Origin of the sequence: Streptomyces sp. NPDC048560 (assembly GCF_040650955.1) — a bacterium.
Lineage (GTDB): Bacteria > Actinomycetota > Actinomycetes > Streptomycetales > Streptomycetaceae > Streptomyces.
The window spans coordinates 582,671-608,080 of the sequence record NZ_JBEZIJ010000002.1; the positions used below are offsets into that span (position 1 = coordinate 582,671).

Genomic DNA, 25,410 nt, shown 5'->3' on the forward strand with positions numbered 1-25,410 from the left:
GAGGTCGCGGCCAGGCCGCTCACCCCAGTCGGCTCAGCGCCGCCGACACCAGTGTCCGGACACCGGGCAGGAGCACCGAAAGGTCGGGGGCGAACAGGGGGCTGTGGTTTCCCGGTACGTTGCCGATCTTCTCGGCCAGGTCCGCTCCGGGGGCCGCCTCCCACACCGCGGGCGGGGTCGACGTCACGTACCAGAAGTCGTAGGGCACGCCCTCGGGCGCGAGGAGGGAGAAGTCCTCGCTGCCCATCGCGGGGCCGAAGTCGAGCACCGTGAGCGGTCCGAACAGTTCGCGGTGCACGGCGGCGATCTCGCCGTCAAGGACGGGGTCGTTGACGGTGTTCGGATAGCCGGGCCGGACCGTGACCTCCGGCGGGGCCGGGCAGCCGGCGGTCCGGCACTCGCCCTCCACGATGCGGCGGACGGCTCCGAGGACGCGGTCCCGCACACTCGCGTCCTGGGTGCGCAGGTTCAGGGAGAGCCGGGCCTCGGCGGGGATGATGTTGTGCTTCGTACCGGCGTGGAACTGTCCCACCGTCAGCACCACCGAGTGGGCCGCCGCGACCTCACGGGACACCACGGTCTGCAGGCGCGTGACGATGTAGGCGGCCGTCACCACCGGGTCGGTCGTCGACTCGGGGCGGGAGCCGTGACCGCCGACGCCGTGGACGACGACGTCGACGTCGTCGGAGGCCGACATGGTGAGGCCCGGGGTGTGCGGGTAGAACCCGGCGAGACCGGGCGTGACGTGCTGGCCGAGCACCACGTCGGGGCGAGGGAAGCGGGTGTGCGCCCCGTCGGCGACCATGGCCGACGCCCCACCCCCGGCCTCCTCGGCGGGCTGCCCGACGACGACGAGCGTGCCCGACCAGGTGCCGCGGGCCGCGGCCAGCGCGCCGGCGGCTCCGGCGAGCCACGTGACGTGGAGATCGTGACCGCAGGCATGCATCACGCCGTCGGCGGTGGAGGCGTACTCCAGACCGGTGGCCTCCTGGACCGGCAGTGCGTCCATGTCGCCGCGCAGCCACACGGTCGGACCGTCGCCGTTGGCGAGAACACCGACCACCCCGGTACGGCCGACGCCCTCCGTCACGTCGTAGCCGTCCGCCCGCAGCCGCGCGGCGAGCTTCGCGGCGGTGCGGTGCTCCCGGAAGGCGAGCTCCGGGTGACGGTGGAGGTCCGTGTAGAAGTCCTCCAGCGCGGCGGGCCTCAAGCCGGCGGTGATCTCCTGCGTGAGGCGGGCGACGGCGGTCGGTTCGCTCATGCCGCTTCCTCCTTCTCTTCGAATGTCGGCACGCTCGCCAGGAGACGGCGCGTATAGGGGTGCTGTGGGGCGTGGTAGACGTCCCGCACCGGGCCCTGCTCCACCAGTTCGCCCTGGCACAGGACAGCGACCTCGTCGCTGACATGGCGGACGACGGCAAGGTCATGGGAGATGAAGATCATCGTCAGGGATAGTGATCGCCGTAGTTCCTCGAGGAGGTTGAGCACCTCGGCCTGTACGGAAGCATCCAGCGCCGAGGTGATCTCGTCGGCGATCAGCACTTCGGGTTCCACGGCGAGAGCACGGGCCACTGCGATGCGCTGGCGCTGGCCGCCGGAGAACTCGTGTGGGTACCTGTCGGCCGCGGAGCCGTCCAGGGCGACGGTCTCCAGCCACCGTTCGACCGTCGCCGCGTGCTTCCTGGCGTCGGCCCGCAGGGGGTCGACGGCCTCGGCAATGGCCTCACCGACCGTCATGCGCGGGTTGAGCGAGGCGTACGGGTCCTGGGAGACGAGCTGCACCCGACGGCGCACCGCAGCGAGCTCCTTGCGCCCGAGGCCGGTGAGGTCCTCTCCGTCGAGGAGGACGCGGCCCGTCCTGGCGGGGTAGGTGCCGACGATCGCCTTGGCGATGGTCGACTTCCCGGAGCCGGACTCGCCGACCAGGCCGAGGGTCTGCCCGGTCCGGACCCCTGTGGACACGCCGCGCAGCACGGTGCGCGCGCGCCGGCCGTGGCCGAAGGCGAGGGTCAGCTCCTCGACGGCCAGCTTGTACGGGGATGAGGTCATCCGGCCTGTACCTCCTGTCGTACGGCATGGCAGGCCACGTCGTCGATCAGACGCGGTCGTTCGGTCGCGCAGACCGCGTCGAGCGCCACCGGGCACCTGTCGGTGAAGCCACAGCCCCGTGGCCGGTCGGCGGGCGCCGGCGGGCGGCCCGGGATCGTGGCGAGCGGTGCGCGTTCCCCGCTGCCGGTGTCCCGCAGGCGCGGGCTCGCGGCCAGCAGCGCCCGCGTGTACGGGTGCCGGGCGCGGCCCGCCCGGAGGTCGGCCGCGGACAGTTCCTCGACGACTCGTCCCGCGTACATCACCACGACCCGGTGGCACACCGTGCCGACGACACCGATGTCGTGGGAGATGAGGAGCACGCTCGTGCCACGCCGGTGGTTGATGTCCTTCAGGACGTCGAGGACTTCGGCCTGGACGGTCACGTCGAGGGCGGTGGTCGGTTCGTCGGCGACGATCAGCCGCGGACCCGGCAGCAGCGCGGCGGCGATCATCGCGCGCTGCCGCATACCGCCGGACAGCTCGTGGGGATACTGCTTCATGACCCGGGCGGGCTCCTTGATCCGTACCTGTTCCAGGGCCTCGACGGCCCGCCGGTCCGCCTCCGCCCCGCTCACGCCTTGGTGCACGCGGAGCGTCTCGGTGAGCTGACCGCGCATCCGCAGCGCCGGGTTGAAGGAGGACGACGGGTCCTGGAAGACGATGCCGATCTCCGTCGCCAGACGCTCGGCGTCGGCTTCGGGGGCGGCCAGGTCGAGGTCGTCCAAGGTCAGTTGCGCCGCATGGGCGGACAGTCCCTGCGGCAGAAGCCGGGCCACGCTCATCGCTGTCAACGACTTGCCGGAGCCGGACTCCCCCACCAGGCCGACGATTTCACCGGGCATGACGTGGAAGGAGACGTCGTCGACGAGACGGGTGCCGTCCGGCAGGACGACGGCCAGGCCGTCCACCGTCACCAGGGCGTCGGCGGGAGCCCGGTGCGAGGGCGTGGCCACGGCGGTGGGACGTACCGCTGCGGCCTTCGCCCTCCCACCGCGGGGATCGAGCGCTGCGGCGAGGCCGTCGCCGACGAAGCCCACGAGGACGCCGGTGACGGTGATGGCCACCGCCGGGCCGATCGCCTCGGCGGGGTTGGTGTAGAGGGACTGCAGGCCGGAGTTGAGCAGCGCGCCCCAGTCGTAATCCGGCGCCTGCACGCCGACTCCGAGGAAGGAGAGGCCGGACAGGGCGACGAGCACGTTCGCGAAGGCCACCGACAGCAGTACCAGCAGCGGCCCGGAGATGTTTGGCAGGAGGTGCCGGACGAGCACGCGGTACGGCGGTACGCCCATCAGGCGCGCCTGCGTCACGAAGTCGCGCTGCGCCACGGATGCCGCCATGTTCGCCGTGAGGCGGGCGAAGGCGGGGGCGCCGCCCAGGCCGATCGCGAGGACGGAGGCGACGGGCCCGGTACCGAGGACCGTGGCGATCACCAGCGCGAGGATGAGCGCCGGGTAGGAGATCATCACGTCGATCAGGCGCAGGCCCAGCTCGCGGACGCGCCGTCCCGACACCCAGACGCCGGTGCCGAGCAGGATGCCGGCGACCGCGGCGATCGCGGTCGCGGCGAGGGCCATCTCCAGGGTGAGACGGGTGGCGACCAGCGTCCGCGCCAGTACGTCGCGGCCGAGCACGTCGGTGCCGAGCCAGTGTCCGGCGCTCACGTGCGCGCGGGCGGCACCACTCAGCGCGGTCGCCTCATCCTCCAGCAGAAGGGGCGCGACGATGCCGAGGACGACGATCAGTCCGAGGCCGGCGAGGGACACGACCAGGGGTGCGTTCCACCGGATGCGGCGCATCAGCGGCCTCCCTTTCCAGCCAGGGTGCGGGGGTCGAGCAGCGCGAGGACGACATCGACGAGCAGGTTGAGCAGGGCGGCGAGCAGCCCCAGGATCAGGACGCAGCCCTGGATGACGGGGTAGTCGCGGACGAGGAGCGCCTCCACGACGCGTTGCCCGACGCCGGGCCAGGCGAAGATGGACTCGACGACGACCGTGCCGCCGAGCAGCCCGGCGAGGATCAGCCCGCCGAGGGTGAGCGTGGCGGTCAGCAGGTTGGGCAGGGCGTGCCGGGCGTACAGGCGCAGGGGCGGCAGGCGGCGGCCCCGCGCGGTCCGCATGTAGTCCTGGGCAAGGACGTGGGTGGCCTCGCTGCGCACGATGCGGGCCATGACGCAGGTGGCCGGCAGCACCAGGGCGGCGACGGGGAGCACCATCGACACGAGGGTCTCGGCGCCCGCCGCCGGGAACCAGCCCAGCCTGATGGCGAAGCCGAGGACGAGGAGGGTGCCGATGATGTATTCGGGCGTGGCGCCGACCGTCCCGGTGACAAAGGTGAACGAAGTGTCGGTGCGGCGGCTGCCGCGTGCTGCGGCGGCCAGTCCGATCGGCACGGCGAGCACCAGCACCACGAGGACGGAGAGGAGCGCGATCTCGGCGGTGAACGGCAGGCGGCCGCCGATGATCTCGGCCACGGGCTCCCGCGTCTGGAAGGAGGTGCCCATGTCGCCGCGGAGCAGACCGCTCGTGTACGTGCCGAACCGTACGAGCAGCGGCTGGTCCAGGCCGAGGTCGTGGCGGGCCAGCTCCACGTCGGCGGGGGTCGCTTCGGCGCCGGCGACCACGCGCGCCGGATCGCCGGGGATGAGCTGCACCATCAGGAACGTGCCGGCGACGAGCGTGACCGCGACGGCGGTGAGCCCGACGAAACGCCGGACGAGAAAGGTCCCCCAGGGACCGAGCCGCGCCGAGCGCCCGGCCCCCGCGGCCGTCCCGACGGCCGGTGCCGCCGCCATCAGCCGGTGACCCGGAGCGTGGAGACGGAAAGGGACCCGCCCGGCATCGCGAAGGAGACGCCCTTGCGGGCGACGTAGTGCACGTCGACCGTGGCCAGCGGGATCACGTCGTTGGCCCTGAGCAGCGCCTCCTGGGCCTTCTGCCAGGCGGCGCACTTGGCGTTGCGGTCCGTGGTGGAGGTGGCGGCGACATAGTTCTCGGCGTAAGCCGCGTTCTTCACCGCGCCGTAGTTGAGGCCGCCCTTGGCTGGTTCGGGGCCCAGGAAGTACGTGCCACCGCGCGCGAGGGTGCCGCTGATCAGCGGGAAGACGGTGGCGTCCCAGTCGCCCTGGTTGGCGGTGACGTCGGTGGCCCAGGCGGCGTTGTCGGCGTTGGTGAGCTTCACCTCGGCGCCGGCGGCGCGCAGGGCCTCGGCGACGTAGGAGTTGCCCGCGCCGCCGGCGACGGCGTTGGATCCCTCCAGCTTGATGCTGACGCCCCTAAGGACCCGCTTCGCCGCAGCCGTGTCCGTCCTGGTCAGCAGGGAGCCGTCGGTGGAGACGCACGCCGCCTTCTCGTCCACGTACGAGGTGAGGGGCTGTCCGGTGCCGCCGAAGACGTTGTTGAACGCCTTGACGCTGACCGCCTGCGCGATCGCCCTGCGGACCTTCGGGTCGGCGCCCGGGCGCCCCGGGCGCTGGTTGAAGGCGATGTAGTTGCGGATGAACGGCGCGGATTCGACCGTGAACGTGTCGTTGCCCGTGAACCGCGTGGCGTCCGTGCCGGTGAGGGGGGCCAGGTCGAGGGCGCCGGTCTGCAGCTGGTTGGCGAGGGTCGACTCGTTCTTCGAGATCTGCACGCGCAGGCGGCCGGCCGGCTCCCCCGCGGGCATCGAGGCGAACCGCGGATACGCCTTGAATCCCTTGCGCAGCCGCAGTTCGTACGAGGCGCCACGCCGTGCCGTCACCATTTCGTACGGTCCGGTGGCCGCGCCCTTGACGGCGCCCCGGGCGAGCGCGGCGGCGCCCGCGTCGAGGCCGGCCTCGCAGACGATCCCGGCGGCGGTGCCGGACAGGCCGGCGAGGACCTCGCCCCACGGGGTGGCGGTGGTGATGGTGACGGTGCCGGCCGCGTCGTCGCCGGTGATCGTGGTCTTCTCCCCCGTGTTCGCGGCGCCGAAGGTGAGCAGGGCGCCGGCCGAGTTCTTCCGGTAGCGCTCCAGCGAGGCGACGACCTGCGAGGTGGTGAGCGCCGACCCGTCGGAGCAGGTCAGGCCCTTCTTCAGAGTCAGCGAGGTCTTCGTCGGCGTGGACGTCCAGGTGTCGGCGAGACCCGCGACGAACGTACCGCCGTCGTCCTGGCCGATCAGCGGCTGGTACAGCAGCGACGTGAGGGCGTAGTCCGTCGAGCCCGCGCCCTTCGCCGGGTCGAACGAGGTGACGTCGGAGGTGAATCCGATCTTGACGGTGGCCCGGCCCTTGTCGCCGCTCGATGAAGGACCGCCGGTCGGGCCGGTGGTGCAGGCGGAGGCCAGGAGGGAGGTGGCGGCGACCGTGATGGCGCCGGAGAGGAACCGCGAACGGGGCATGGAGGACTCTCCAGGACTGAGAACTGAGAAGGGGCCGGAGGCTGGGAGGGGCGAAGGACTCGTACGGGACGGGGACTTGGACTTCCGTGGGCTGGGCCAGGCGGAGGTCTGGGAGCGCGGGCAGTGCTGCGGTCTGTTGCGGCATACAGAACAGGCCACTTCCCTCCCGACCCCGCAATTGCAAGAATCCGCATCGGAAAGGTGATCGCATGCATGAATCCGCAGGGCCCGTCGGCCTCAGGGCCGCCACCACCCCGTCCCGGGGAACACTCGATGAACTCGATCTCGCCCTCGTCAACGCCCTGCAGATGGCGCCCCGCGCCCCCTGGGCGCAGCTGGCCCGTCCGCTCGGCGTGGACGCGGCGACGCTCTCCCGCCGCTGGTCCCGGCTGCGGGACTCCGGTGAGGCATGGGTCACCTGCTACGCGTCTCCCTCCCAAGTCACCTACGGCGCCCTCGCCCTGATCGAGGTGTCGTGCGTGCCGCAGGCCCGGGAAGCCCTGGCCGACCAGCTCGCCCGGCACCCGCAGGCGATGAGCGTGGAACTGGTGGCGGGATCCTGCGACCTGCTCCTGACGGTTGCCACGGCGACCATGTCGTCGATGAGCGGGTACGTACTCGCCATCGGCCGTATCGAGGCGGTGACCGCCACGCGCACCCACCTGGTGCAGCACGTGCACCGGGACGGCAGCGAGTGGCGCATGGACTCCCTCTCCCGCGACCAGAGGCGCGACCTGGCGGAGACCGAGGACAGTGGCGCCCACACCGCCGTCGCGGCCACGCTCACGCCCGAGGACCGCGTCCTGCTGCGCGTACTCGCCGAGGACGGCCGCCGCTCCGTCACCTCGATCGCCGCCGAACTGGGCCGTCCGGAGTCAACGGTGCGACGGTCGCTGCACTCTCTGCTCCAAGGCGGCAGAGCGGTGCTGCGCTGCGACGCCGCCCACCTGTACGCGGGCTGGCGCAGTTCGGCGACGCTCTGGATGTCCGTACCGCCCGCCCAGCTCATGGCGGCGGGCGACGAGTTGAGCCGCCTGCGGAACACTCGTATGGCGGCGTCGGTGTCCGCCGAGGCGAACCTGGTGAGCGTGGTGTGGCTGCATGCCTTGGACGACCTCGGTCGCTACGAGGTCCAGGCCGCCGCGCGGATCACCTCCGTGCGTGTACGCAACCGGGCCGTGAACCTGCGCTGGATCAAGCGCATGGGCCGCCTGCTCGGCGACGACGGCCGCAGCACCGGCTGCGTCCCGGTCGACCCGTGGCACCCGATCGCCTGAACCACCCCCGTCCGAACCGCCCCCTCCCTCCGGGTCCCGTCCGAGTCGCTCCTTCCCGAACCCACAGCTGCGCTTTCCGGCACACCGCCCCCGGTCCTGGCGGATTCATGCAATCCGCAGGCCGGATGGGGCCGGCCCCTGAGGCTGACACCACCGCCGGACGACAGCCGACCCACCGGCATACCGACCGACCGGCCTCAGCCTCCTGACGGGAAGGACGCCACGCCCATGTCCAGCCGCACCCCCGCCTGCGATGACCTCGTCCACCTCAGCGCCACCGACGCCCTCCAGCTCTTCGCCCGCCGTGCGCTGTCGCCCGTCGAACTCATGCGGGCCGTCGTCGAGCGTGCGGAGAAGGTCGAACCGCGCATCAACGCCTTCACCGAGCGGCTCTTCGACGAGGCCCTGGAACAGGCCCGGCACGCCGAGGCCCGCTACCTCGGCAAAGACGGCCTGGCCCCCCGTCCGCTGGAGGGCATCCCGGTCGCGGCCAAGGAGAAGCACGCCATCCTGGGCCGCACCCTGACCGAAGGCTCCCTCGCCCACAAGGGCCGCATCGCCACGGAGAACGCCCCCGTGATCGACCGCATCCTCGGCGCGGGCGGCATCATCCACGCCCGCACGGCGACCCCGGAGTTCTCCCTCAGCACCTACACGCACTCCCGTATGTGGGGCATCACCCGCAACCCCTGGAACCGCGACTTCACCCCCGGTGGCTCCTCCGGCGGCGCGGGCGCCTCCCTCGCCGCCGGTACGACCCTGCTCGCCTCGGCCTCCGACATCGGGGGCTCCACCCGCATCCCGGCCGCCTTCACCGGAACCGTCGGCTTCAAGGCCCCTTACGGACGCAACCCCGGCCTCGGCGTGCTCAGCGCAGACCACTACCGCGGCGACGGTCCCATGGCCCGCACCGTGGACGACGTCATCGCCTTCCAGAACGTCCTGGCCGGCCCCGACCCCCGCGACCACGCCTCGATCCGCCCCAAGTTGACCGTGCCCACCGCGTACGAGGACGTGACCGGCGCACGTATCGCCCTGTGCGTCCGACTCGGCGAGTACGACGTCCATCCGGAAATAGAGGCGCACACCCGCGCCGCCGCCCAGGCCCTCGCCGACGCCGGCGCACACGTGGAGGAGATCACCCTCCCCTGGACGCGCCTCGACCTGCTGACCGCGGTCGCCGGCCATTTCTCGACCCTCTTCGGCGCCCTCGTCGTCGAGGCCGCCGAAACCCACCGCGACCTGCTCAGCCCGTACACGGTCGCCTTCGCCGACACCATGACCCGCGCCCGTAGCAGGGTGAGTTACCTCGACTCCCTGCGCGCCGAACACCGGTTGCAACGAGCGCTCGCCACCTCCATGGACGGATTCGACGCACTGATCTGCCCCACCACCGCCGTTCCCGGCTGGCACGCGGGCGACGACCTCGCGGGCGACAAGGTCGTGGTGCACGGCGAGGAAGTGGCCGACACCCTGTGGAGCGCCATGACCACGCCTTTCAACATCAACAACCGCTGCCCCGTGCTCAACGTTCCCTCCGGCATGTCGAGTTGGGGAGTCCCCACCGGCCTCCAGATCGTCGGCCACCCCTATGACGACCCCGCCGTCTTCCGCATCGGCAAGACACTGGAGACCCTCCGCCCGTGGTCGTACGCCCAGATCGAGGACGGCCTGCCGTAGCCCGGCGAACGATGCTGACGCCCCGCCCACGCAGGAACGCGCGGTCGGCCCCCACCCACCACCAACCAGCCCACCGTCGAAAGGCAGCTCCTGTGAACGCCCCTGAACCCGATCTGCTCTGGCCGGCATACGACCAGCCGGGCGCCCTGACGACGATCGAGTCCGTCGCGCTCGAGGACCGCGGCCTGCCCGGTTCCACGTACGACCTACTGGCACGCGCCGCCGTATTGTGGCCCGACAGGCCGGCTCTCACCATGCTGCCCAGCGCGGAGCGGTGGACGCGCGGCGAGACCGTGTCCTTCGAGCAACTGCGCGATCAGGTACACCGCATCGCCAACCTCTTCCACCGACACGGCGTCCGCCGTACCACCGCCGTGGGCCTGCTGACCCCCAACGCCGGCCTGCTGCCCGCCACCCTCCTGGCCGCCCAGCTCGCGGGCTGTGCGGCACCGGTCAACCCGGCGCTCGCCGCCGAGCACGCCGAACGGCTGCTGGGTCTGGGCGGGGCAAAGGTCCTGGTCGCGGCCGGACCCGAACTCGACGCCGACGCATGGCGGACGGCCCGCACCGCGGCGGCGTCACTCCGCTGCTCAGCGCTGTTCGCCCTGCGTCCGGTCGGCGCACCCGAGCCCGCGCCCGAACTGGAACGGATCGAGGGGGTCCACGTCGCCTATCTCCACGTCGAGGCCGCCGCCCAGCCGGCAGAGCTCCATCCCGGTGTGGTGCCTCCGAAGGCCGGCGACCTGGCCGCGTACTTCCACACCGGCGGCACCACCGGCGCCCCCAAGCTGGCCGCGCACACCCACGCCAACGAGGTGACCGACGCCTGGATGATCGCGGCCAACAGCGCGTTGGACTCCGATTCCGTACTCTTCGCCGGACTGCCGTTGTTCCACGTCAACGCCTTGGTCGTCACCCTGCTGGCACCGCTGTTCCGCGGTCAGCACGGTGTGTGGAGCGGCCCCCTCGGCTACCGCGAACCGGCGCTGTTCGCAGTCTTCTGGAAGATCGTCGCGCATTTCCGGATCGCCACCATGTCCGCGGTCCCGACCGTCTACGCCGCCCTCGCCCGGGTTCCGCTCGACGCGGACATCACCTCGCTGCGCTTCGCGATAGTCGGCGCGTCCCCCTTGCCGCCGACGGTACGTGCGGCGTTCGAGCACCACACCGGCGCCCCACTCTGCCAGGGGTACGGCCTCACCGAAGCCACCTGCGGCAGCGCTCGGAGCTTCCTTCACGAGCACCAGCGCCCGGAGGCCGCGGGCCAGCGCATGCCCTACCAGCAGGTGAAGACGATACGGATCGACAGCGACGGCACCTGGCACGACCTCCCGCAGGGGGAACCCGGCATTCTCGCCATCAGCGGCCCCACCGTCTTCCCCGGCTACGTCGTCGGGCATGACGAAACCGGACCGCGCACGGACACCCTCGGCAGTGTGCGAGACGGCTGGCTCAACACCGGCGACCTCGCGCGCGTGGATTCCGACGGATTCATCCACCTGCTCGGCCGCGCGAAGGACCTGATCATCCGCGGCGGCCACAACATAGACCCCGCCGTCATCGAGGACGCCCTCCTCACCCACCCGGCCGTCACCGGCGCAAGTGCCGTCGGACGCCCCGACCCTCACTCCGGCGAGGTCCCCATCGCCTACGTCACCCTCAGGCCCGGCACGACCGGCACCGGACCCGACGAGTTGATCGCCTTCGCCGCCCAGCACGTACCCGAGCGAGCCGCGGCCCCCAAGGACGTCATCGTTCTGCCGGCGCTGCCTGTGACCGACATCGGCAAACCTTCCAAGGTCCCACTGCGCCTCGACTCCACGCGGCGCGCGATCTCCACAGCCCTGGCCGGTCCCGGCATCGCTGTCGCCGACGAACAGATCCGATGCGAACTGGCGGACGGCCGCCCAACGGTTTCCCTGCCTCCCGTCGCCGACCCCGGCCGGCGCCGCCGGATCATCGCCCAACTCGCCCCGTACGACGTGAACTGGGCGTTCACCGACCTCGGCAGTTGAGGCCGCCCTGCCGTCACCACGGCATCCCGGCGGCCGGCCGCCGGCACGTGGACCGCAAGGCGAAACACGCCCTTGGCGTCCTCGGCTCCGCGCCCCTGCCAACCCGGGATCCTCCGGGTCCTGCTGACCATGCGGAGCCTGGGGTCACGAACCAGACATCATCACCCACCGGGCCACGGAAACACCGTCCCGGAGCGGCCGACGGACTCGGCCCGCTCCATGGGGAAACAGGACGACCTCACCACCATGGCAACAAAACCGCAGGTCAAACGCCCTTCGAAACAGGCTCCAGAATAGCCACGCACTCCACATGCGACGTCACCGCCCCCACTGGATCTCCGTTGCAGGAATGGGACGGAGGGTGTCCCGGTCGCCGACGAGAGCGGCGAGGGGGGTGTCATCAGTTGAGGTATCGGCGGTTGTGGAGTGTTCAGTTCCATGGCGCGCGTGGCGTAGTTCACGTACACCTGGTTAATGGTGGCGAGCCGTGTGGTGAGCGGGCATGGTCCTGCCAGGACTCGCCGGTGGCGAGGAGGGCGCCGACATCGGAGCAGGGCAGGAGCGTGCGGCGGTCGCTGCCCAGTCGTGCAGGGGCGGTGCGGGTTCTGGTGATGCGCAGGGTGGTCGGTCTCATCGGTGAGCTTCCTCAGTGCGCGGGAAGAAGAACGCGGAAGGTGCATCCGGCTGTGGGTCGGGTGTCGAGTTCCAGGCGGCCCTGATGGGCTTCGGCGATAGCGGAGGCGATCGCGAGGCCGAGGCCGCTGCCTGGCTCGTCCGAGTATGCGGGGGCTGCTCGGTAGAAGCGGTCGAAGACGTGGCGGGCGTCGGCAGGGGTGAGACCGGGGCCGGTGTCGGCGACCTCGATCACGGCGGCGGTGGTGCCGGGGGGAAGGGCGGGGGTGGCGCTGGTGCGGCCGGGCCGGTCGACGCCTCCGGCGGCGGGGCTCGTGCCGATGGTGCCGACGCGTACGTGGATGCGTGCAGTGGCCGGGGTGTGGGCACAGGCGTTGGCCAGCAGATTGGTAACGACCTGGGCGAGCTGGTCGGCGTCGCCGACGGCTTCGACGACGTCGAGTTCCTGATCGCTGGTGTCGGCGGAGCCGGTGTGGAGGGGTTCGAGGGTAATGGCGCGCTCGGGGTGGCGTACGGCCGTGCTGGTGATGCTGTCGGCAGCCAGGGAGAGCAGGTCCACGGGTTCGGGGTGAGGTGCGGGGGCGTGGCCGAGTTTGGCGAGCAGAAAGAGGTCGTCGACCAGGCGGCTCATGCGGTTGGCGTTGGCGGCGATCAGCGCGTGGGCCTCGGTGCGGCGCTCGGCGGGCATGCGGGGGTCGTCGTGGAGGAGTTCAGCGAATCCCTGGATCGCGGTGAGTGGGGTGCGCAGTTCGTGTCCGGCGTCGGCCATGAATCGGCGCATCTGCCGTTCGGAGGCAGCGGTGTGGTGCAGGGCGGTGCGCAGCCGGTCGAGCATGGTGTTCAGGGCCTGCCCCAGCCGTCCGACCTCGGTGGCGGGGTCGGTGTCGGGCACGCGCAGGTTCAGGTCCCCGCCGGTGATCCGCTGCGCGGTGCCCTCGACTCGGGAAAGAGGCCGTAGACCCAGGCGCACGGCGGCGTTGCCGAGCAGGGCGACACCGGCGGCGACGACCACGCCGAGGAACGCGCTGAACCACAGCAGCTTGGTAGTGGCGCCGTCGACGGTGTCCAGGGGCAGGGCGACCACAGCGCGCATGCGGTCGGTCCCGGAGTCTGCGACCACACGCCAGCTGGCACTGCCGTCGCGGGCCTCGACTGTGGCGGGATCGCCGTTGCGCAGGCTCAACTCGTTGGTGCGGGCGGGGAGGCGTGGCCCCCGGTCGTCGGTGCGGCCCAGTGAGTCGTCCATCAGGCGGCCGTCGGAGTCGTAGAAGTAGACGCGGTAATCCGAGGGCAGGGCGTCGTCGCTCTCGGGTGTGCGTAGCCGGCCGTCGGCGATGTCCTCGTAGACGCGGGTGGGCGGCCGGAAGCCGGTGAGTCGGTCGTCGACCTGGTCGGTGAGCCAGGAGCGCAGCACACTCAGTCCGGCGGTCTGACACAGCAGCACGGCACAGGTCGCCAAGACGGTGGCGATGAGCACGAGACGGGTTCGCAACGAGCGCGGAGGGCTTGCGGGGTTCCTCATGAGCGAGGTGTTTCGATGCTGCCGCTGTCCGTCAGACGCAGGCAGTAGCCGACGCCACGGATCGTGTGAATCATTGGGGACGAGTTGGCGTCGATCTTGCGGCGCAGGTTCTTGATGTAGGTGTCGACGATCCGGGTGTCGCCGGCGAAGTCGTACTGCCACACCTCCTGCAGGATCTCTCGTTTGCCGAGTACCCGTTCGGCCTGCGCCATCAGGCAGGCCAGCAGCCGGAACTCCGTCGGTGACAGCTTCAGGGGGCGGCCCGCGTGCTGGACGGTGTGGGCGTCCTCGTCCAGGACGAGGTCGGCGTAGCGCAGAGGCGGCCGGGCGAGGCCGGGTGCGGCCGGGGCCGCGGCGCGGCGCAGGATCGCGCGGATGCGCAGCAGCACCTCCTGGACGTGGAAGGGCTTGGTGACGTAGTCGTCGCCGCCGGAGCTGAGGCCGATGATTCGGTCCTCGACCTCGGTGCGGGCGGTGAGGAACAGCACCGGTGTGTACAGGCCCTGCGCGCGAAGCTGCCGGGTCAGGTCGAAGCCGTCGGCATCGGGCAGCATGACGTCCATAACGATCAGGTCGGGTCGTCTGTCGCCCGCCTTGAACATGGCCTCCTGGCCGGTGACGGCCGCGACGACGGCGTATCCGGCGGCTCCCAGGGCGGAGGTGAGCAGGGTGCGGATACTGGGGTCGTCCTCGACCACGAGGAGCGTGGACCGGGCCGAAACTGGCCCTGAGACGGGGCGGGACATGTGCGGCTCACTGGGGTAGAAGGTGGTGCCGCGCGAGAGTAGCGGCACCACCTGTGGGAGGAGGCCGGAGCCCAGGACGGCTGGGCCGCCCCGGGCTCCGGGGTCATCCGGTGACCTGCTTGTTCTTCGCGAGAGCCGCGGTGCGTTCGGTCACCGTCGTACGCAGCTTCTCCACGGCGGCGTCCATCTCCTTCGAAGGACCGGCCGCCTCGCGGGCCTGCGCCGCGATGGTGTCCAGGGCCTCGGTAGCCGTGCCGGAACCGAAGGTCTTCGCGTACACCTTCTTGTACGCCGCCTTGTAGACCGCGTCGAAGGCGTCGGACTCCAGGAACCGGTCCTTCAGGGCGTTCCCGCCCATCGAGCCGCCCCGGCCGGCATCGCCGTTCCCACCGCCCGGCATCCCCTCCGGCATCTCCATCCCTTCGGGCATCTCCGGCATTCCTTCCGGCATCGCGGGCATGCCCTCCGGCAGTCCGCCTTCCGGCTGGCCGGGGCCACCTTCGCCGTTCTGTCCGTCTCCTCCCTGTCCACGGCCGCCGCCCATGCCCCCCATGCCGACCTTGTCGTCCGGGCCTGCAGTGGTGTCGCCGGAGAAGGTGAGGTTGTAGTCCCACCCCAGGACGGAGAACTTCTTGGTGTCCAGGTCGTAATAGAGCATGTAGTTCTTACCGGGACCGGAGATGTCGTCGAAGTTCAGCAGGAGGTTCTGCGTGGCGATGTACGCGGCGAGCGAGTCGACGTCCACGTACTTGTGCAGTTCCTCCTCAAACTCCTTGTCAGAGGCTTCGTCCGCCCACTTGATCAGCTTCATGACCGGCTTCAGGTCCTGGCTGCCGACCTTGTTGAGCTGGCGGAAGGACGTCTCGTAGTCGGACGGGTCGTCCCCGCGATCAGCGAAACTTCCCCCGGCCCGCGCCTTGTACAGCACCCCGTTTCCGTCGCCGATGGCCTCTGCGTAATCGGTGTCCGGGTTGTCGACCATCAGGCGGGTCACCGCGGGCCGGTTGTTCACCTGCACCGAAGTGAAGCTGTACGCCTCGGCGGGCTGCCCGGAGGACTCCGTCAGCGACAGCGACAGCGCCTCGTTCAACGGCACCTGCTCATTCGCACCGGGGCGCAGCGAGATCTCCCGCTCCCCCTGGTAGGCGCGTCCTTCGATGTACTCGTCGATCTTGATCAGCCACGGCAGTTCCTCGGGCTTCTTCGCGGACAGGTCGTACTGCACCATCCCGCCAGGACCCCCACCGGCGTTGCCCTGACCTCCTGCGGGAGCCGTACCGTCCTGGCCTGCCGTGGCGGCGGGCGGGCCGCCGGTGGCGCCGTTCTCGGCCTTCTGGCCGGGTTGCTGCCCGGTGGTGCCGGGACCGCCGCCGGTGTTCTGGCCGCGGTCCCGGCCCCCGCCCGCGCCCTGATCGGCGGCGAGCGGGGCTCCCTGCTGGTCACCGGCGTTGCCGGGCATGGTCCGGCCGCCACCGGGCATGCCTTTGCCTTTGCCGTTGCCCCGCAGGGACATCAGGGTGGAGTTCCCCTTGAGACGGACCCCGACGTCCTCCAAATGGACGCCGTCGATCGTCAGGTCGGCCGAGATATAGTCCTTCGTCCCCTCGTCCTCGAACTCCTTCATCATCTTGTTGAAGTCGGTCTGCTCGTAGGTGAGCTGAATCGAGTGGGACACCGACACGTCGTAAAGGTCGACAGTGCCTTCGATGTTCTGTGTGATGGCGTCAGCCTCCACTCGCGAGGAGGAGGTCACGTACGGCGACACGCGGGCGTCGCCGAAGAAGTAGACCGCCACCGCGAGTCCCGCGCACAGCGCCCCGGCCGGCTTCCAGTGGTGGCGCAGCCGCACCGGCAGCCGGTCCTTCAACCGCCGCTTGTGTACCGGCACCACCACCGGGTCCCGCTTGTCGCCGGTCATCACAGGTCCGTGGTGTCGTAACCGGTCAGGACCGTCACCCGCTGCCCGGACGTCCGCTCCTGGAGCGCCGCCACCAGATCACCGGGCTCGGTCCCCTTCTTCATCCGCACGGTGTAGAAGACCTCGGTCAGCGCGCCGCCGCGGATCGTCTCAGTGCTCACCAGCTCGTACTCAGTGGTGTACCTGATCAGGACGTCGCTGATCGCCGGGCCGTAGTCCTCGCCCGGCGGGACCTGGACCTTGACGACCTGCCGCTGCACGTTCAGGGCGAACCAGTTGAACTTGAACATGACCAGGATGACGGCGCAGACCACGATGGCGCCGGCCACGGCCAGCGTGTAAAAGCGGGCCCCGCACGCCATGCCGATCGCCATGGTCAGGAAGATGAAGCCGACGTCCCGGGTCTCCTTGACCGCGTTACGGAACCGGACCACCGACAGCGCGCCGACCAAGGAGAACGCCCGGGCCAGGTTGGACCCGACCACCAGCATGATCAGCGCGACGACCATGCCGATGATCACGAGGGTCTGGACGTAGGACTGGCTGTAGGACACATTGCGGTGCGTGTACCGGTACGTGTAGCCGATCACCGTGCTCAGGATGAACGACAGCGTCATCGCCACCACGACGTCGGTGACGCTGAACGTCCCGCTGAGTTCCTGCAGATCGAAATTCACTGTGCTCCTGCTTTCAGCAGCGTCTGCCGCTGCTGCTCGATGGGGGCGGGCGGCGGGCAGTCCGCCTCGTTGATGTGGAAGACCGAGCGCGGCGCCAGGCCGAATGCCTCGATCGACTGCACGTACTTGGAGATCCGGGCCAGGTTGAGGTTCCGCCGGGCGGCCAGATCGGTGATCCAATGGGGCGTGCGCTCGTTGACCTTGATCTCCATCACCGACATGTGCGGCGGAATGGTGAACCGGTTCTCCGGGGTGGGCGTGCCGAAGTGGAAGTCCCGGTCCCGGCCGCGGACGCGCCGGTCGAAGGTGACCCGCAGCCCGGTATCGGCGTCCCGGCCCACCAGGGCTTCGCGCTGGTAGCCCGTGATCGCGGTGGGCTGCAGATTCAGCCGCACGACCAGTTCGAGGACCTCCTGGATGAAGGCACTCTCCTTCACGCTGTGGTCGACCGTCTCGCGGCCGTCACACAAGCGCCGCGCCACCCCGTACGGCAAAGTGATCCGCCGCTTCTGCGTGACCCGGTTGACGCGCTGCTTGATCTCCACGCACACCGGCGAGTCATCAGTGACCCCGTCGAGATCCCCGTAGTGGCGGATGCGGAGCTTGCGGCGGAACTTCAGACCCTCGATCTTCTCCCAGTAGAACCGCAGCTGAGGGGTGTCGTAGTAAAGGCTCCACACGCCATAGCCGCCCACCGGGCTGTTGAGGTCGCGGTCCATCCGCTCACCCAGCTCGTCCCGGATCTCCGCGGCCTGCTCGACCGGCACCAGATACTTCAGCTCGAACCGGTTGAAGGCGTGCAGTCTGCTGGCCACATGCAGCGGCCGACCGTCCTCATCTGCTCCTGCGGCTTGTGACACCTGCGCCTCCTTGTCGTACGGCCAGAACCGGCCGACGAGAAGGAACGCAATCAACCTCGCATGAGGACCCCGTGAGAATCACGGGTGCATTTCAGGAGAACTCCAGATGCCTGTGAGCTAAATCCGAAGGGAGCGACACCCATGTGCGACCTCGGCATCACCGGCGCGGTCCGGGGCAAGAAGGTGATCACGACAATCCAGGGCGGATCCGTCGAGCGGTCCCCGACCTCGTGGACGGCAAGTTCGTCGCGCCGGCACCGAACCGCTGCGGGGTCGCCGACGTCACCTACGTCAAGACCTGGTCCGGAATCGTCTACGTTGTCGACCGTTCTCTCCCGGATCAAGGGCCGGCCCGCATCGAATCCAGGAGACCCAACTCGTCCTGGGAGCCCTGGAGATGGCACTAAGGCAGCGCGATCGCGAAGGCCACCCGCCCCGGCCGAAGAAGCACGTGCACCACTCTGACACCGGGTCGCAATACACTAGTTTCCGGCTCGCCGAACACCTTGACGCGGCCAAGATCGCGGCGTTCATCGGCTCGGTGGGCGACGCCTACGACTGTCATTCTTTTCGTACCGGATCCCGCAAGGATCGGGTAGCCCTGGAAACCCTCTCCCAGGTCGAACTGGCCCCGCCGAACAGGTCGACTGGTACTGCCACCGCCGACTCCACGGTGAGATAGGCCACGTCCCACCCGTCGAAGACGAGACCGCCTACTACCTCACCACCACGAAACCCCAGGTCACAACCACAATCTGAGATCTCTACCGAACCCGGGGCGGTTCACTCCGCGACGATCACTTCTGCTGTGGCCTGATTGATGCCGGGGAGGACGTCGAGCACGTTGCGGCGGCGACGGCCACGGCAAGGGCGGCACCGACGTGGCCGTCGACGTCGTCCGGTCCCTCGTCGTCACGACATGAAACATCGACTTCGGCGTCCACTTCGCAGCGACCATCCCGGTCCCTGAAAACAGCTACCCCGCCCCACCCACAGCAGCCCTCTCCCGCTCCCGCAGCCAACGGCCGCCAGCCCCGTTGAAGGTCCGACCAGCCGAGTACGGGGGCGGACTGAACCGAGGTATGGACAGCCAGCAGACCAGCAGCACCCATCTGCCTGACGCTCCATCAGATCGAGCGTCGAGGCGATTCACTCCCATCTGTGCGGAGTCAGGGCCTTGCATCCGTGATCCCCCGCGAGCCTAGGAAGCAGCAGGTCAGCAGCACTGTCCGACACCTCGACGCAGTCCACGTCATACCACCCACGGAAACAAGTCGGCCCGACCAGCCCGAGATCGACAGGAGCAGGAGAAGCTGCAGGTCAGGAGCCCTTGAGGGCCGGCTCCAGAATCGCCACGCACTCCACATGTGACGTCATCGGGAACAGGTCGAACGCGCGCAGCGTCCGCACCTTGTAGCCGCCCTCGCGGAAGTAGCCGAGGTCGCGGGCCAGGGCTGCCGGGTCGCAGGCCACGTACGCGATGCGGCGGGCGCCCAGTCCCGCGAGGTGCTTGACCGTGGCCTTGCCCGCGCCCGCGCGCGGCGGGTCGAGGACGATCAGGTCGGCTTCCGTGATGCCCGTGCGCGGCAGGACCTGGTCGACCTTGCCGTGCTCGATCCGGACCCGCTCCAGGTCCTTCAGGTTGTGGCGGGCGTCCTCGACGGCGCGCTTGCCGGACTCGATGCCGAGCACCGCGCCCTTCTCGCCGATGCGCTGGCCGATGGCGCCGGCGAACAGGCCGACACCGCAGTAGAGGTCGAGCGCCGTGTCGTTCTTGCGGGGCAGCAGGCCCTGCATCACCGCGCGGACCAGGGTGTCGGCCGCCTGCGGGTGGACCTGCCAGAAGCCGCCGGAGCCGACGCGGTACGTGCGGTCGTCGGCGCGCTCGCGGACGAAGGCGCGGCCGTGGACGCGGTGGACGCCGCCGTCGTGCTCCTCGACGCGGAGGACGGACACCGGCTTGTCCAGCTCGACGAGCGGCAGCCGGCCGCCGGGCTTCGGGGTGAGGATGACCTGACGGTCGTGGGAGCCGGTGGCGGAGATGGCCTCCACCGCGGCCAGCTGCGGCCACTCCCGCTTCTCGATGCCCAGCTCGGTGACCCCGGGGGCGGCGATCATGCAGTGGTCGATCGGCTGGACCTCGTGCGAGCGGTGCTTGCGCAGTCCGGCACGGCCCTCGTCGTCGATCGCGTACTGGACGCGGGTGCGCCACGCGGGCACCTGGCCCTGCGGGAGCTTGTCGCCCTCGGCAGGCATGACCGTGCCGTCCCAGCCGGCCTCCTCGGGGGTCAGACCCGCGAGGCGCTTCAGCTGCTCGGCGATGACCTCGCCCTTGAGCCGGCGCTGGGCACCGGGCTTGGCGTGCTGCCAGTCGCAGCCGCCGCACATACCGGGGCCGGCGTACTTGCAGGGGGCCTCGACACGGTCCTTGGAGGCTTCGATGATCCGGACGGCGTCGGCACGCAGGAAGCGCGAGCCGGTCTCGCCGTCGGTGACGCGGGCGATGATCTTCTCGCCGGGGAGGGTGTGCCGTACGAAGAGGACCTGGCCCTCCGCGGTACGGGCGATGCAGTGGCCGCCGTGTGCGACGGGGCCGACCTCGACCTCGTACTCCTCCCCGATCAGCGAGTCTCCGGTCTTCGGTTCTCCGGCCTGCGCGCCCACGGCCTTCGAGTCCCCGGCCTGCGGCGGAGTGGATTCGTTCTGCATGAGGGGGTGGCTCCAGAGATCAAAGGAAAAGCGGCCGGACAACGACCCACCAGTCTACGTGGGTGCCACCCGGCCGCTTACCACAACAGGCTCCGCCAGTCAGCCCTTACTGGTGGGCTCTTTCTGCTTACGTTCCACGGGGCCTCGGCGCACGGAACCCGGAGCGTTCCATTCCGCCCGCTTCCTGGCGCGCTTCTTCGCGGCTTCGGACGACTCCAGCTGGTACGGCACGGACGTCACCATGACACCCGGGGTGAACAGCAGCCGGCCCTTCAGCCGCAGGGCGCTCTGGTTGTGGAGCAGGTGCTCGTACCAGTGCCCGACGACGTACTCCGGGATGTAGACGCTGACCACGTCGCGCGGGCTCTCCCGGCGCAGGCCCTTCACGTACTCGATGACCGGGCGGGTCACCTCGCGGTAGGGCGAGTCGAGGATCTTGAGCGGCACGTTGATGCCGCGCCGCTCCCACTCCTCCTTGAGCACCCTCGTCTCGTCCTGGTCGACGCTGATGGACAGCGCCTCCAGCCGGTCGGAGCGGATGAGCTGCGCGTAGGCCAGAGCGCGCAGCGTGGGCCGGTGGAGCTTGGAGACCAGGACGATCGAGTGGACCCGTGAGGGCCGCACCATCTCGTCGGACGGCGTCTCGTCTGCGGCGATCTCCTCGGCCACGCGGTCGTAGTGCTTACGGATCGCGGTCATCGTCCCGTAGAAGATCACCATGCCGAGCAGTGCGACCCAGGCGCCGTGCGTGAACTTCGTGGCGAGGACGACCACCAGCACGAGGCCGGTGAAGAAGGCGCCGAAGGTGTTGATCGCACGGGAGCGGATCATGTGGCGGCGCGCTGCGGGGTCCTTCTCGGTCCGCAGATGACGGTTCCAGTGACGCACCATGCCGGTCTGGCTGAGGGTGAAGGACACGAAGACGCCGACGATGTAGAGCTGGATCAGCTTCGTCGAGTCGGCGCCGTAGATCCAGACCAGCAGGACCGCCGCTCCGGCCAGCAGCACGATGCCGTTGGAGAAGGCGAGGCGGTCGCCGCGGGTGTGCAGCTGGCGCGGCAGGTAACGGTCCTGGGCGAGGATCGAGCCGAGCAGCGGGAAGCCGTTGTACGCGGTGTTGGCGGCCAGGAAGAGGACCAGCGCGGTGGCCGCGGCGAGGACGACGAAGAGGAAGGTCCCGTCACCGAAGACGGCGGCGGCGACCTGGGAGATCACCGGGTCCTGGACGAAACTCTCACCGACGGCGGTGCCGTCGCGGATCAGGTCCTTCGCCGGGTTCTCGGCCATCTTCACATCGGTGGCCATGGCCAGTCCGATGATGCCGCAGAACATGGTGACGGCCAGCAGGCCCATCATCGCGAGCGTCGTCGCGGCGTTCTTGCTCTTCGGCTTGCGGAAGGCGGGCACTCCGTTGCTGATCGCCTCGACGCCGGTGAGCGCGGCACAGCCGGAGGAGAACGCCCGCAGGAGCAGGAAGACCAGCGCGAAACCGGCAAGCCCCTGGTGTTCGGGCTTGATCTCCAGGTCCGATGTCGGGGCGTGCATGGTGTCGCCGAGCACGAGCCCGCGGAAGGCGCCCCAGAGGATCATGAGGAAGACGCCGACCACGAAGAGGTACGTGGGAATGGCGAAGAGCTTGCCGGACTCCTTGACGCCCCGCAGGTTCATCACCGTCAGCAGCACGATCGCGCCGATGGCGACGGGGACCTTGTGCTCGACGACGAACGGGATCGCCGAGCCGAGGTTCTCCACACCGGAGGAGATCGACACGGCGACCGTCAGGACGTAGTCGACGAGGAGCGCACTGGCGACGGTCAGTCCCGCCCTGGGCCCGAGGTTGGTGTTGGCGACCTCGTAGTCGCCGCCGCCGCTCGGGTACGCGCGCACGTTCTGCCGGTAGGAGGCGACGACCGTGAACATGAGCACCACGACGGCGAGCGCGATCCACGGGCTGAAGTGGTACGCCGACACACCCGCGATGGACAGCACGAGGAGGACTTCTCCGGGTGCGTACGCCACCGAGGACAGCGGGTCGGATGCGAAGACGGGGAGCGCGATGCGTTTCGGGAGGAGCGTTTCTCCCAGATTGTCGCTCCGCAGCGCCCGGCCGATCAGGATCCGTTTGGGCACGTCGGTCAGTTTGGACACGCAGAGGATCGTATGCGGTGCGTATGGCTGCCGATGAGCCACCACCCCATCAAAGACGGACAATCTCCCCTATTTTCCGGCTTCAGGCACAGAACTTCGCTCAATCTTTAACGTCTTCCTTGCACTCATGCTTCCGCGAAGAGCGTGCTGTAACCGTCGAGTGCGTGAAGGCCCCCGAGAGGGGCGTGCAGGATGGTCGCGCCGCGGGCGATCTCACCGCGGGCGACCAGGTCGGTCATGCCTGCCGTCGGCTTCCCCTCGTACACCGTCGGTGACCTGTCCCAGGGCCGTCATGCGGGCTCCGAGTCTCGGGGTGGGCTGCGGCGGCGACGGCCGGAGGGGTGGCTCTTCGTCCGCGAGCTCTTCGCCCGCGAGCTCTTCGTCCGCGAGTTCTTCGTCCGCGAGTTCTTCGACGGCGCGCCAGATCTCGGCCGTGATCCGGGAGGCCGCTTCCGCGTCCGCCGCTGCGCAGGCGTCGATGAACCGGTCGTGCAGGGCGGCCGAGCCGTGCGCAGCAGGCGCCGTACCGAACCGCCGCCACTCCAGGCGGCGGATCAGCGGGGTGTAGCGCTCGATCGTGGCGGCGACGGCCCGGTTGCCGCAGGCGGCGACGAGCACGCCGTGCAGCTCGTCGTCGGCGCGCAGCGCGGCGGCGGTGTCACCGTCCTCGGCGGCGGCCCGGAACCGTTCGTTCGCGGCCCGCATCGCCGCGATGTCCGTTCCGGTGAGGTGCGGGACAGCGGCGCGGGCGGCCAGTTCCTGCATAGCGCGCACGACGGAGGCGGCGTCCCGGATGTCTCGCGGGACGAGCCGGGTGACGCGGGTGTAGCTCTGCGGCTTGCTCTCCACCAGCCCCTCTGCCGCGAGGCGGGAAAGGGCGTCACGGACGGGCGCCCGGGAGAGCCCGAGCCGTTCGGCGAGTTCGCCGTCACGGACGGACGTGCCGGGCGGGATGTCACCGCGGACGATGGCGTCGCGAATCGCTTCGTACGCGGTGTCACGCAGCAGGGTCCGTCGGACGGGCCGGAGGGGCTCCATGAACTGACATGTTAGATGTCTGTATCCCGTCACTCAAGGGTCCGGGCCCGCGCGGGCCTGTGCGGGCAGTGCCGCGGGCGCTGCGCGGGCAGTGGTGCCGAGGGTGCGTGAGGAGCGCCGCGGGCGCTGCGCGGGCAGTGTCGCGGGCAGTGTGCGGGCGCTGGTCGGGCACCGGAGGCACACTCGGATGAGGCGGCCGATGCGTTGCGGCATAAGCTCAATCCCGGGCAACGCCGCAGGTGGTTGCCCCGTTGTTTGCCCGGCAAGCTGAGAAAGAAGTGTGACCAGGGTGTTTTCGCAGGTCAGCGGGATGACCAGGACGGCGAGGTAGGCGCAAGGTGCACATCGTCATCATGGGTTGCGGGCGAGTCGGAGCCGCTCTCGCGCAGACCCTGGAGCAGCAGGGCCACACGGTCGCCGTCATCGACCGGGACCCCACCGCCTTCCGGCGCCTGGGTTCCGGCTTCGGCGGCCGCCGGGTCACCGGGGTCGGGTTCGACCAGGACACGCTCCGCGAGGCCGGGATCGAAGAGGCCGGCGCGTTCGCCGCGGTGAGCAGCGGCGACAACTCGAACATCATCGCCGCCCGGGTGGCCCGCGAGATGTTCGCCATCGAGAACGTCGCGGCCCGGATCTACGACCCGCGGCGAGCCGAGGTGTACCAGCGCCTCGGCATCCCCACCGTGGCCACCGTCCGCTGGACCGCGGACCAGATGCTGCGCCGGCTGCTGCCCTCCGGCGCCGAGCCGCTGTGGCGCGACCCGAGTGGCGGGGTGCAGCTCGCCGAGGTGCACACCACGCCCTCGTGGATCGGCCACAAGATCAGCACGCTGCAGGAGCAGACAGGCGTCCGCGTCGCCTTCCTCACCCGGTTGGGTGAAGCGATCCTGCCGACGTCGCAGACAGTCCTGCAGGAGAGCGACCTGGTCCACGTGATGATGCGTACGGACGAGATCGCGAAGGTCGAGGCGGCCTTCGCCGAGGGCCCGGAAGAAGGCGGTCACTGATGCGCGTGTCGATTGCCGGGGCGGGGGCGGTGGGCCGCTCCATCGCGGCCGAGCTGCTGGAGAACGGGCACGAGGTGCTGCTGATCGACAAGGCACCGACCGCCATCTCGGTGGAGCGGGTCCCGATGGCCGAGTGGCTGCTCGCGGACGCCTGCGAGATCACCTCTCTGGACGAGGCCGCCCTCCAGCGGTGCAACGTCGTGATCGCCGCGACCGGCGACGACAAGGTCAACCTGGTCGTCTCGCTGCTCGCGAAGACCGAGTACGGCGTGCCCCGGGTCGTCGCCCGGGTCAACAACCCGAAGAACGAGTGGCTGTTCAACGAGTCCTGGGGCGTCGATGTCGCGGTCTCCACGCCGCGGCTGATGTCGGCCCTGGTCGAGGAGGCGGTGAGCGTCGGCGATCTGGTCCGGCTGCTGCGCTTCAGCCACGGCGACGCCAACCTCGTCGAGCTGACGCTGCCCCCGGAGTCGGCGCTCGCCGGCACCCGGGTCGGCGACGTGGCGTGGCCGGAGGACACCTCGCTGGTCACGATCATCCGCGGCACGCGCGTGCTCACGCCGAACGTCGAGGAGTCGCTGGAGGCCGGTGACGAACTGCTCTTCGTGGCGGCCCAGGCGCGCGAGGAACAGCTGGAGGACCTGCTGTCGGTTCGCCGCGAGCTCACCGAGGACTAGCCGGCCCGTCCTCCCGTAACCGCGGGACGCCAGAGGGCCCCGCACCGGATCGAACG

Annotated in this window: 17 protein-coding genes and 2 pseudogenes; 5 read left to right on the top strand and 14 right to left on the bottom strand. The window is 70.0% G+C overall.

The genetic code is table 11. From position 1 onward, the window contains the following. Positions 1-19: 19 nt before the first annotated feature. From AB0C82_RS09365 to AB0C82_RS09385, 5 genes are read right to left on the bottom strand one after another with little or no spacing between them, the layout of a single operon-like run. Positions 20-1,261 (bottom strand): amidohydrolase, encoded by a 1,242-nt coding sequence (locus AB0C82_RS09365; protein ID WP_362838046.1) that lies wholly within the window; start codon positions 1,259-1,261, stop codon positions 20-22. Continuing rightward, complete coding sequence (locus AB0C82_RS09370) at positions 1,258-2,049, bottom strand: ABC transporter ATP-binding protein (protein WP_362838049.1); 792 nt, start codon at positions 2,047-2,049, stop codon at positions 1,258-1,260. The genes AB0C82_RS09365 and AB0C82_RS09370 overlap by 4 nt, the downstream gene beginning before the upstream one ends. Further along, complete coding sequence (locus tag AB0C82_RS09375; RefSeq protein WP_362838052.1) at positions 2,046-3,884, bottom strand: dipeptide/oligopeptide/nickel ABC transporter permease/ATP-binding protein; 1,839 nt, start codon at positions 3,882-3,884, stop codon at positions 2,046-2,048. Before AB0C82_RS09375 ends, AB0C82_RS09370 begins: the two co-directional genes overlap by 4 nt. Beyond that, positions 3,884-4,879 carry an ABC transporter permease gene (locus AB0C82_RS09380; RefSeq protein WP_362838055.1) on the bottom strand — a complete coding sequence of 332 codons (996 nt, stop codon included), beginning with the start codon at positions 4,877-4,879 and terminating at the stop codon, positions 3,884-3,886. Before AB0C82_RS09380 ends, AB0C82_RS09375 begins: the two co-directional genes overlap by 1 nt. Next, on the bottom strand, positions 4,879-6,447 hold the full coding sequence (locus AB0C82_RS09385) for an ABC transporter substrate-binding protein (protein ID WP_362838058.1): 1,569 nt from the start codon (positions 6,445-6,447) through the stop codon (positions 4,879-4,881). The genes AB0C82_RS09380 and AB0C82_RS09385 overlap by 1 nt, the downstream gene beginning before the upstream one ends. Before the next feature lie 209 nt (positions 6,448-6,656). Here AB0C82_RS09385 and AB0C82_RS09390 point away from each other — a divergent pair, with 209 nt between their 5' ends. The 3 genes from AB0C82_RS09390 (at position 6,657) to AB0C82_RS09400 (ending at position 11,419) form a co-directional block, all read left to right on the top strand. Beyond that, positions 6,657-7,724, top strand: a complete 1,068-nt coding sequence (locus AB0C82_RS09390) for an AsnC family transcriptional regulator (protein ID WP_362838060.1) — start codon at positions 6,657-6,659, stop codon at positions 7,722-7,724. Between the two features lie 228 nt (positions 7,725-7,952). Continuing rightward, positions 7,953-9,404 (top strand): amidase, encoded by a 1,452-nt coding sequence (locus AB0C82_RS09395; RefSeq protein WP_362838062.1) that lies wholly within the window; start codon positions 7,953-7,955, stop codon positions 9,402-9,404. A 92-nt stretch (positions 9,405-9,496) separates the two neighbouring features. Continuing rightward, positions 9,497-11,419: an acyl-CoA synthetase gene (locus AB0C82_RS09400; RefSeq protein ID WP_362838065.1), complete on the top strand. Its 1,923-nt coding sequence runs from the start codon at positions 9,497-9,499 to the stop codon at positions 11,417-11,419. Positions 11,420-12,065: 646 nt separating this feature from the next. Here AB0C82_RS09400 and AB0C82_RS09405 read toward each other — a convergent pair. The 9 genes and pseudogenes from AB0C82_RS09405 to AB0C82_RS09445 form a co-directional block, all read right to left on the bottom strand. Then, the gene (locus tag AB0C82_RS09405) at positions 12,066-13,574 is read right to left on the bottom strand and encodes a HAMP domain-containing sensor histidine kinase (RefSeq protein ID WP_362838068.1); all 1,509 of its coding nucleotides are present in this window, start codon (positions 13,572-13,574) and stop codon (positions 12,066-12,068) included. Then, positions 13,571-14,320 (bottom strand): response regulator transcription factor, encoded by a 750-nt coding sequence (locus tag AB0C82_RS09410; protein WP_362838071.1) that lies wholly within the window; start codon positions 14,318-14,320, stop codon positions 13,571-13,573. Before AB0C82_RS09410 ends, AB0C82_RS09405 begins: the two co-directional genes overlap by 4 nt. A gap of 103 nt (positions 14,321-14,423) precedes the next feature. Beyond that, positions 14,424-16,238 (bottom strand): CotH kinase family protein, encoded by a 1,815-nt coding sequence (locus tag AB0C82_RS09415; RefSeq protein ID WP_362838074.1) that lies wholly within the window; start codon positions 16,236-16,238, stop codon positions 14,424-14,426. Further along, positions 16,238-16,915 (bottom strand): DUF4956 domain-containing protein, encoded by a 678-nt coding sequence (locus AB0C82_RS09420; RefSeq protein WP_362838076.1) that lies wholly within the window; start codon positions 16,913-16,915, stop codon positions 16,238-16,240. Before AB0C82_RS09420 ends, AB0C82_RS09415 begins: the two co-directional genes overlap by 1 nt. Then, complete coding sequence (locus tag AB0C82_RS09425; protein WP_362838079.1) at positions 16,912-17,775, bottom strand: polyphosphate polymerase domain-containing protein; 864 nt, start codon at positions 17,773-17,775, stop codon at positions 16,912-16,914. Before AB0C82_RS09425 ends, AB0C82_RS09420 begins: the two co-directional genes overlap by 4 nt. Before the next feature lie 1,320 nt (positions 17,776-19,095). After that, a complete protein-coding gene (locus AB0C82_RS09430; RefSeq protein ID WP_362838081.1) occupies positions 19,096-20,484 on the bottom strand; it encodes a TRAM domain-containing protein in 1,389 nt (462 codons plus the stop codon). A 99-nt stretch (positions 20,485-20,583) separates the two neighbouring features. Next, entirely contained in the window at positions 20,584-22,632 is a 2,049-nt protein-coding gene (locus tag AB0C82_RS09435) for an APC family permease (protein ID WP_362838083.1), read from the bottom strand. 125 nt (positions 22,633-22,757) lie between these two features. Beyond that, positions 22,758-22,914, bottom strand: a pseudogene (locus AB0C82_RS09440) (aminocyclopropane-1-carboxylate deaminase/D-cysteine desulfhydrase family protein); the annotation flags it as partial. A 153-nt stretch (positions 22,915-23,067) separates the two neighbouring features. Then, positions 23,068-23,670 (bottom strand): annotated as a pseudogene (locus AB0C82_RS09445) (GntR family transcriptional regulator); the annotation flags it as partial. A gap of 338 nt (positions 23,671-24,008) precedes the next feature. Between AB0C82_RS09445 and AB0C82_RS09450 the strand changes: the two are divergent. Both AB0C82_RS09450 and AB0C82_RS09455 read left to right on the top strand, forming a co-directional pair. Further along, positions 24,009-24,677 carry a TrkA family potassium uptake protein gene (locus tag AB0C82_RS09450; RefSeq protein WP_362838086.1) on the top strand — a complete coding sequence of 223 codons (669 nt, stop codon included), beginning with the start codon at positions 24,009-24,011 and terminating at the stop codon, positions 24,675-24,677. Next, positions 24,677-25,354, top strand: a complete 678-nt coding sequence (locus tag AB0C82_RS09455) for a TrkA family potassium uptake protein (protein ID WP_258049716.1) — start codon at positions 24,677-24,679, stop codon at positions 25,352-25,354. Before AB0C82_RS09450 ends, AB0C82_RS09455 begins: the two co-directional genes overlap by 1 nt. Positions 25,355-25,410 lie beyond the last annotated feature (56 nt).

Bases quoted from the DNA above. Each gene is read 5' to 3' on its own strand.
- AB0C82_RS09365 (WP_362838046.1), bottom strand. From the start codon at position 1,261: ATGAGCGAACCGACCGCCGTCGCCCGCCTCACGCAGGAGATCACCGCC.
- AB0C82_RS09370 (WP_362838049.1), bottom strand. From the start codon at position 2,049: ATGACCTCATCCCCGTACAAGCTGGCCGTCGAGGAGCTGACCCTCGCC.
- AB0C82_RS09375 (WP_362838052.1), bottom strand. From the start codon at position 3,884: ATGCGCCGCATCCGGTGGAACGCACCCCTGGTCGTGTCCCTCGCCGGC.
- AB0C82_RS09380 (WP_362838055.1), bottom strand. From the start codon at position 4,879: ATGGCGGCGGCACCGGCCGTCGGGACGGCCGCGGGGGCCGGGCGCTCG.
- AB0C82_RS09385 (WP_362838058.1), bottom strand. From the start codon at position 6,447: ATGCCCCGTTCGCGGTTCCTCTCCGGCGCCATCACGGTCGCCGCCACC.
- AB0C82_RS09390 (WP_362838060.1), top strand. From the start codon at position 6,657: ATGCATGAATCCGCAGGGCCCGTCGGCCTCAGGGCCGCCACCACCCCG.
- AB0C82_RS09395 (WP_362838062.1), top strand. From the start codon at position 7,953: ATGTCCAGCCGCACCCCCGCCTGCGATGACCTCGTCCACCTCAGCGCC.
- AB0C82_RS09405 (WP_362838068.1), bottom strand. From the start codon at position 13,574: ATGAGGAACCCCGCAAGCCCTCCGCGCTCGTTGCGAACCCGTCTCGTG.
- AB0C82_RS09410 (WP_362838071.1), bottom strand. From the start codon at position 14,320: ATGTCCCGCCCCGTCTCAGGGCCAGTTTCGGCCCGGTCCACGCTCCTC.
- AB0C82_RS09415 (WP_362838074.1), bottom strand. From the start codon at position 16,238: ATGACCGGCGACAAGCGGGACCCGGTGGTGGTGCCGGTACACAAGCGG.
- AB0C82_RS09430 (WP_362838081.1), bottom strand. From the start codon at position 20,484: ATGCAGAACGAATCCACTCCGCCGCAGGCCGGGGACTCGAAGGCCGTG.
- AB0C82_RS09455 (WP_258049716.1), top strand. From the start codon at position 24,677: ATGCGCGTGTCGATTGCCGGGGCGGGGGCGGTGGGCCGCTCCATCGCG.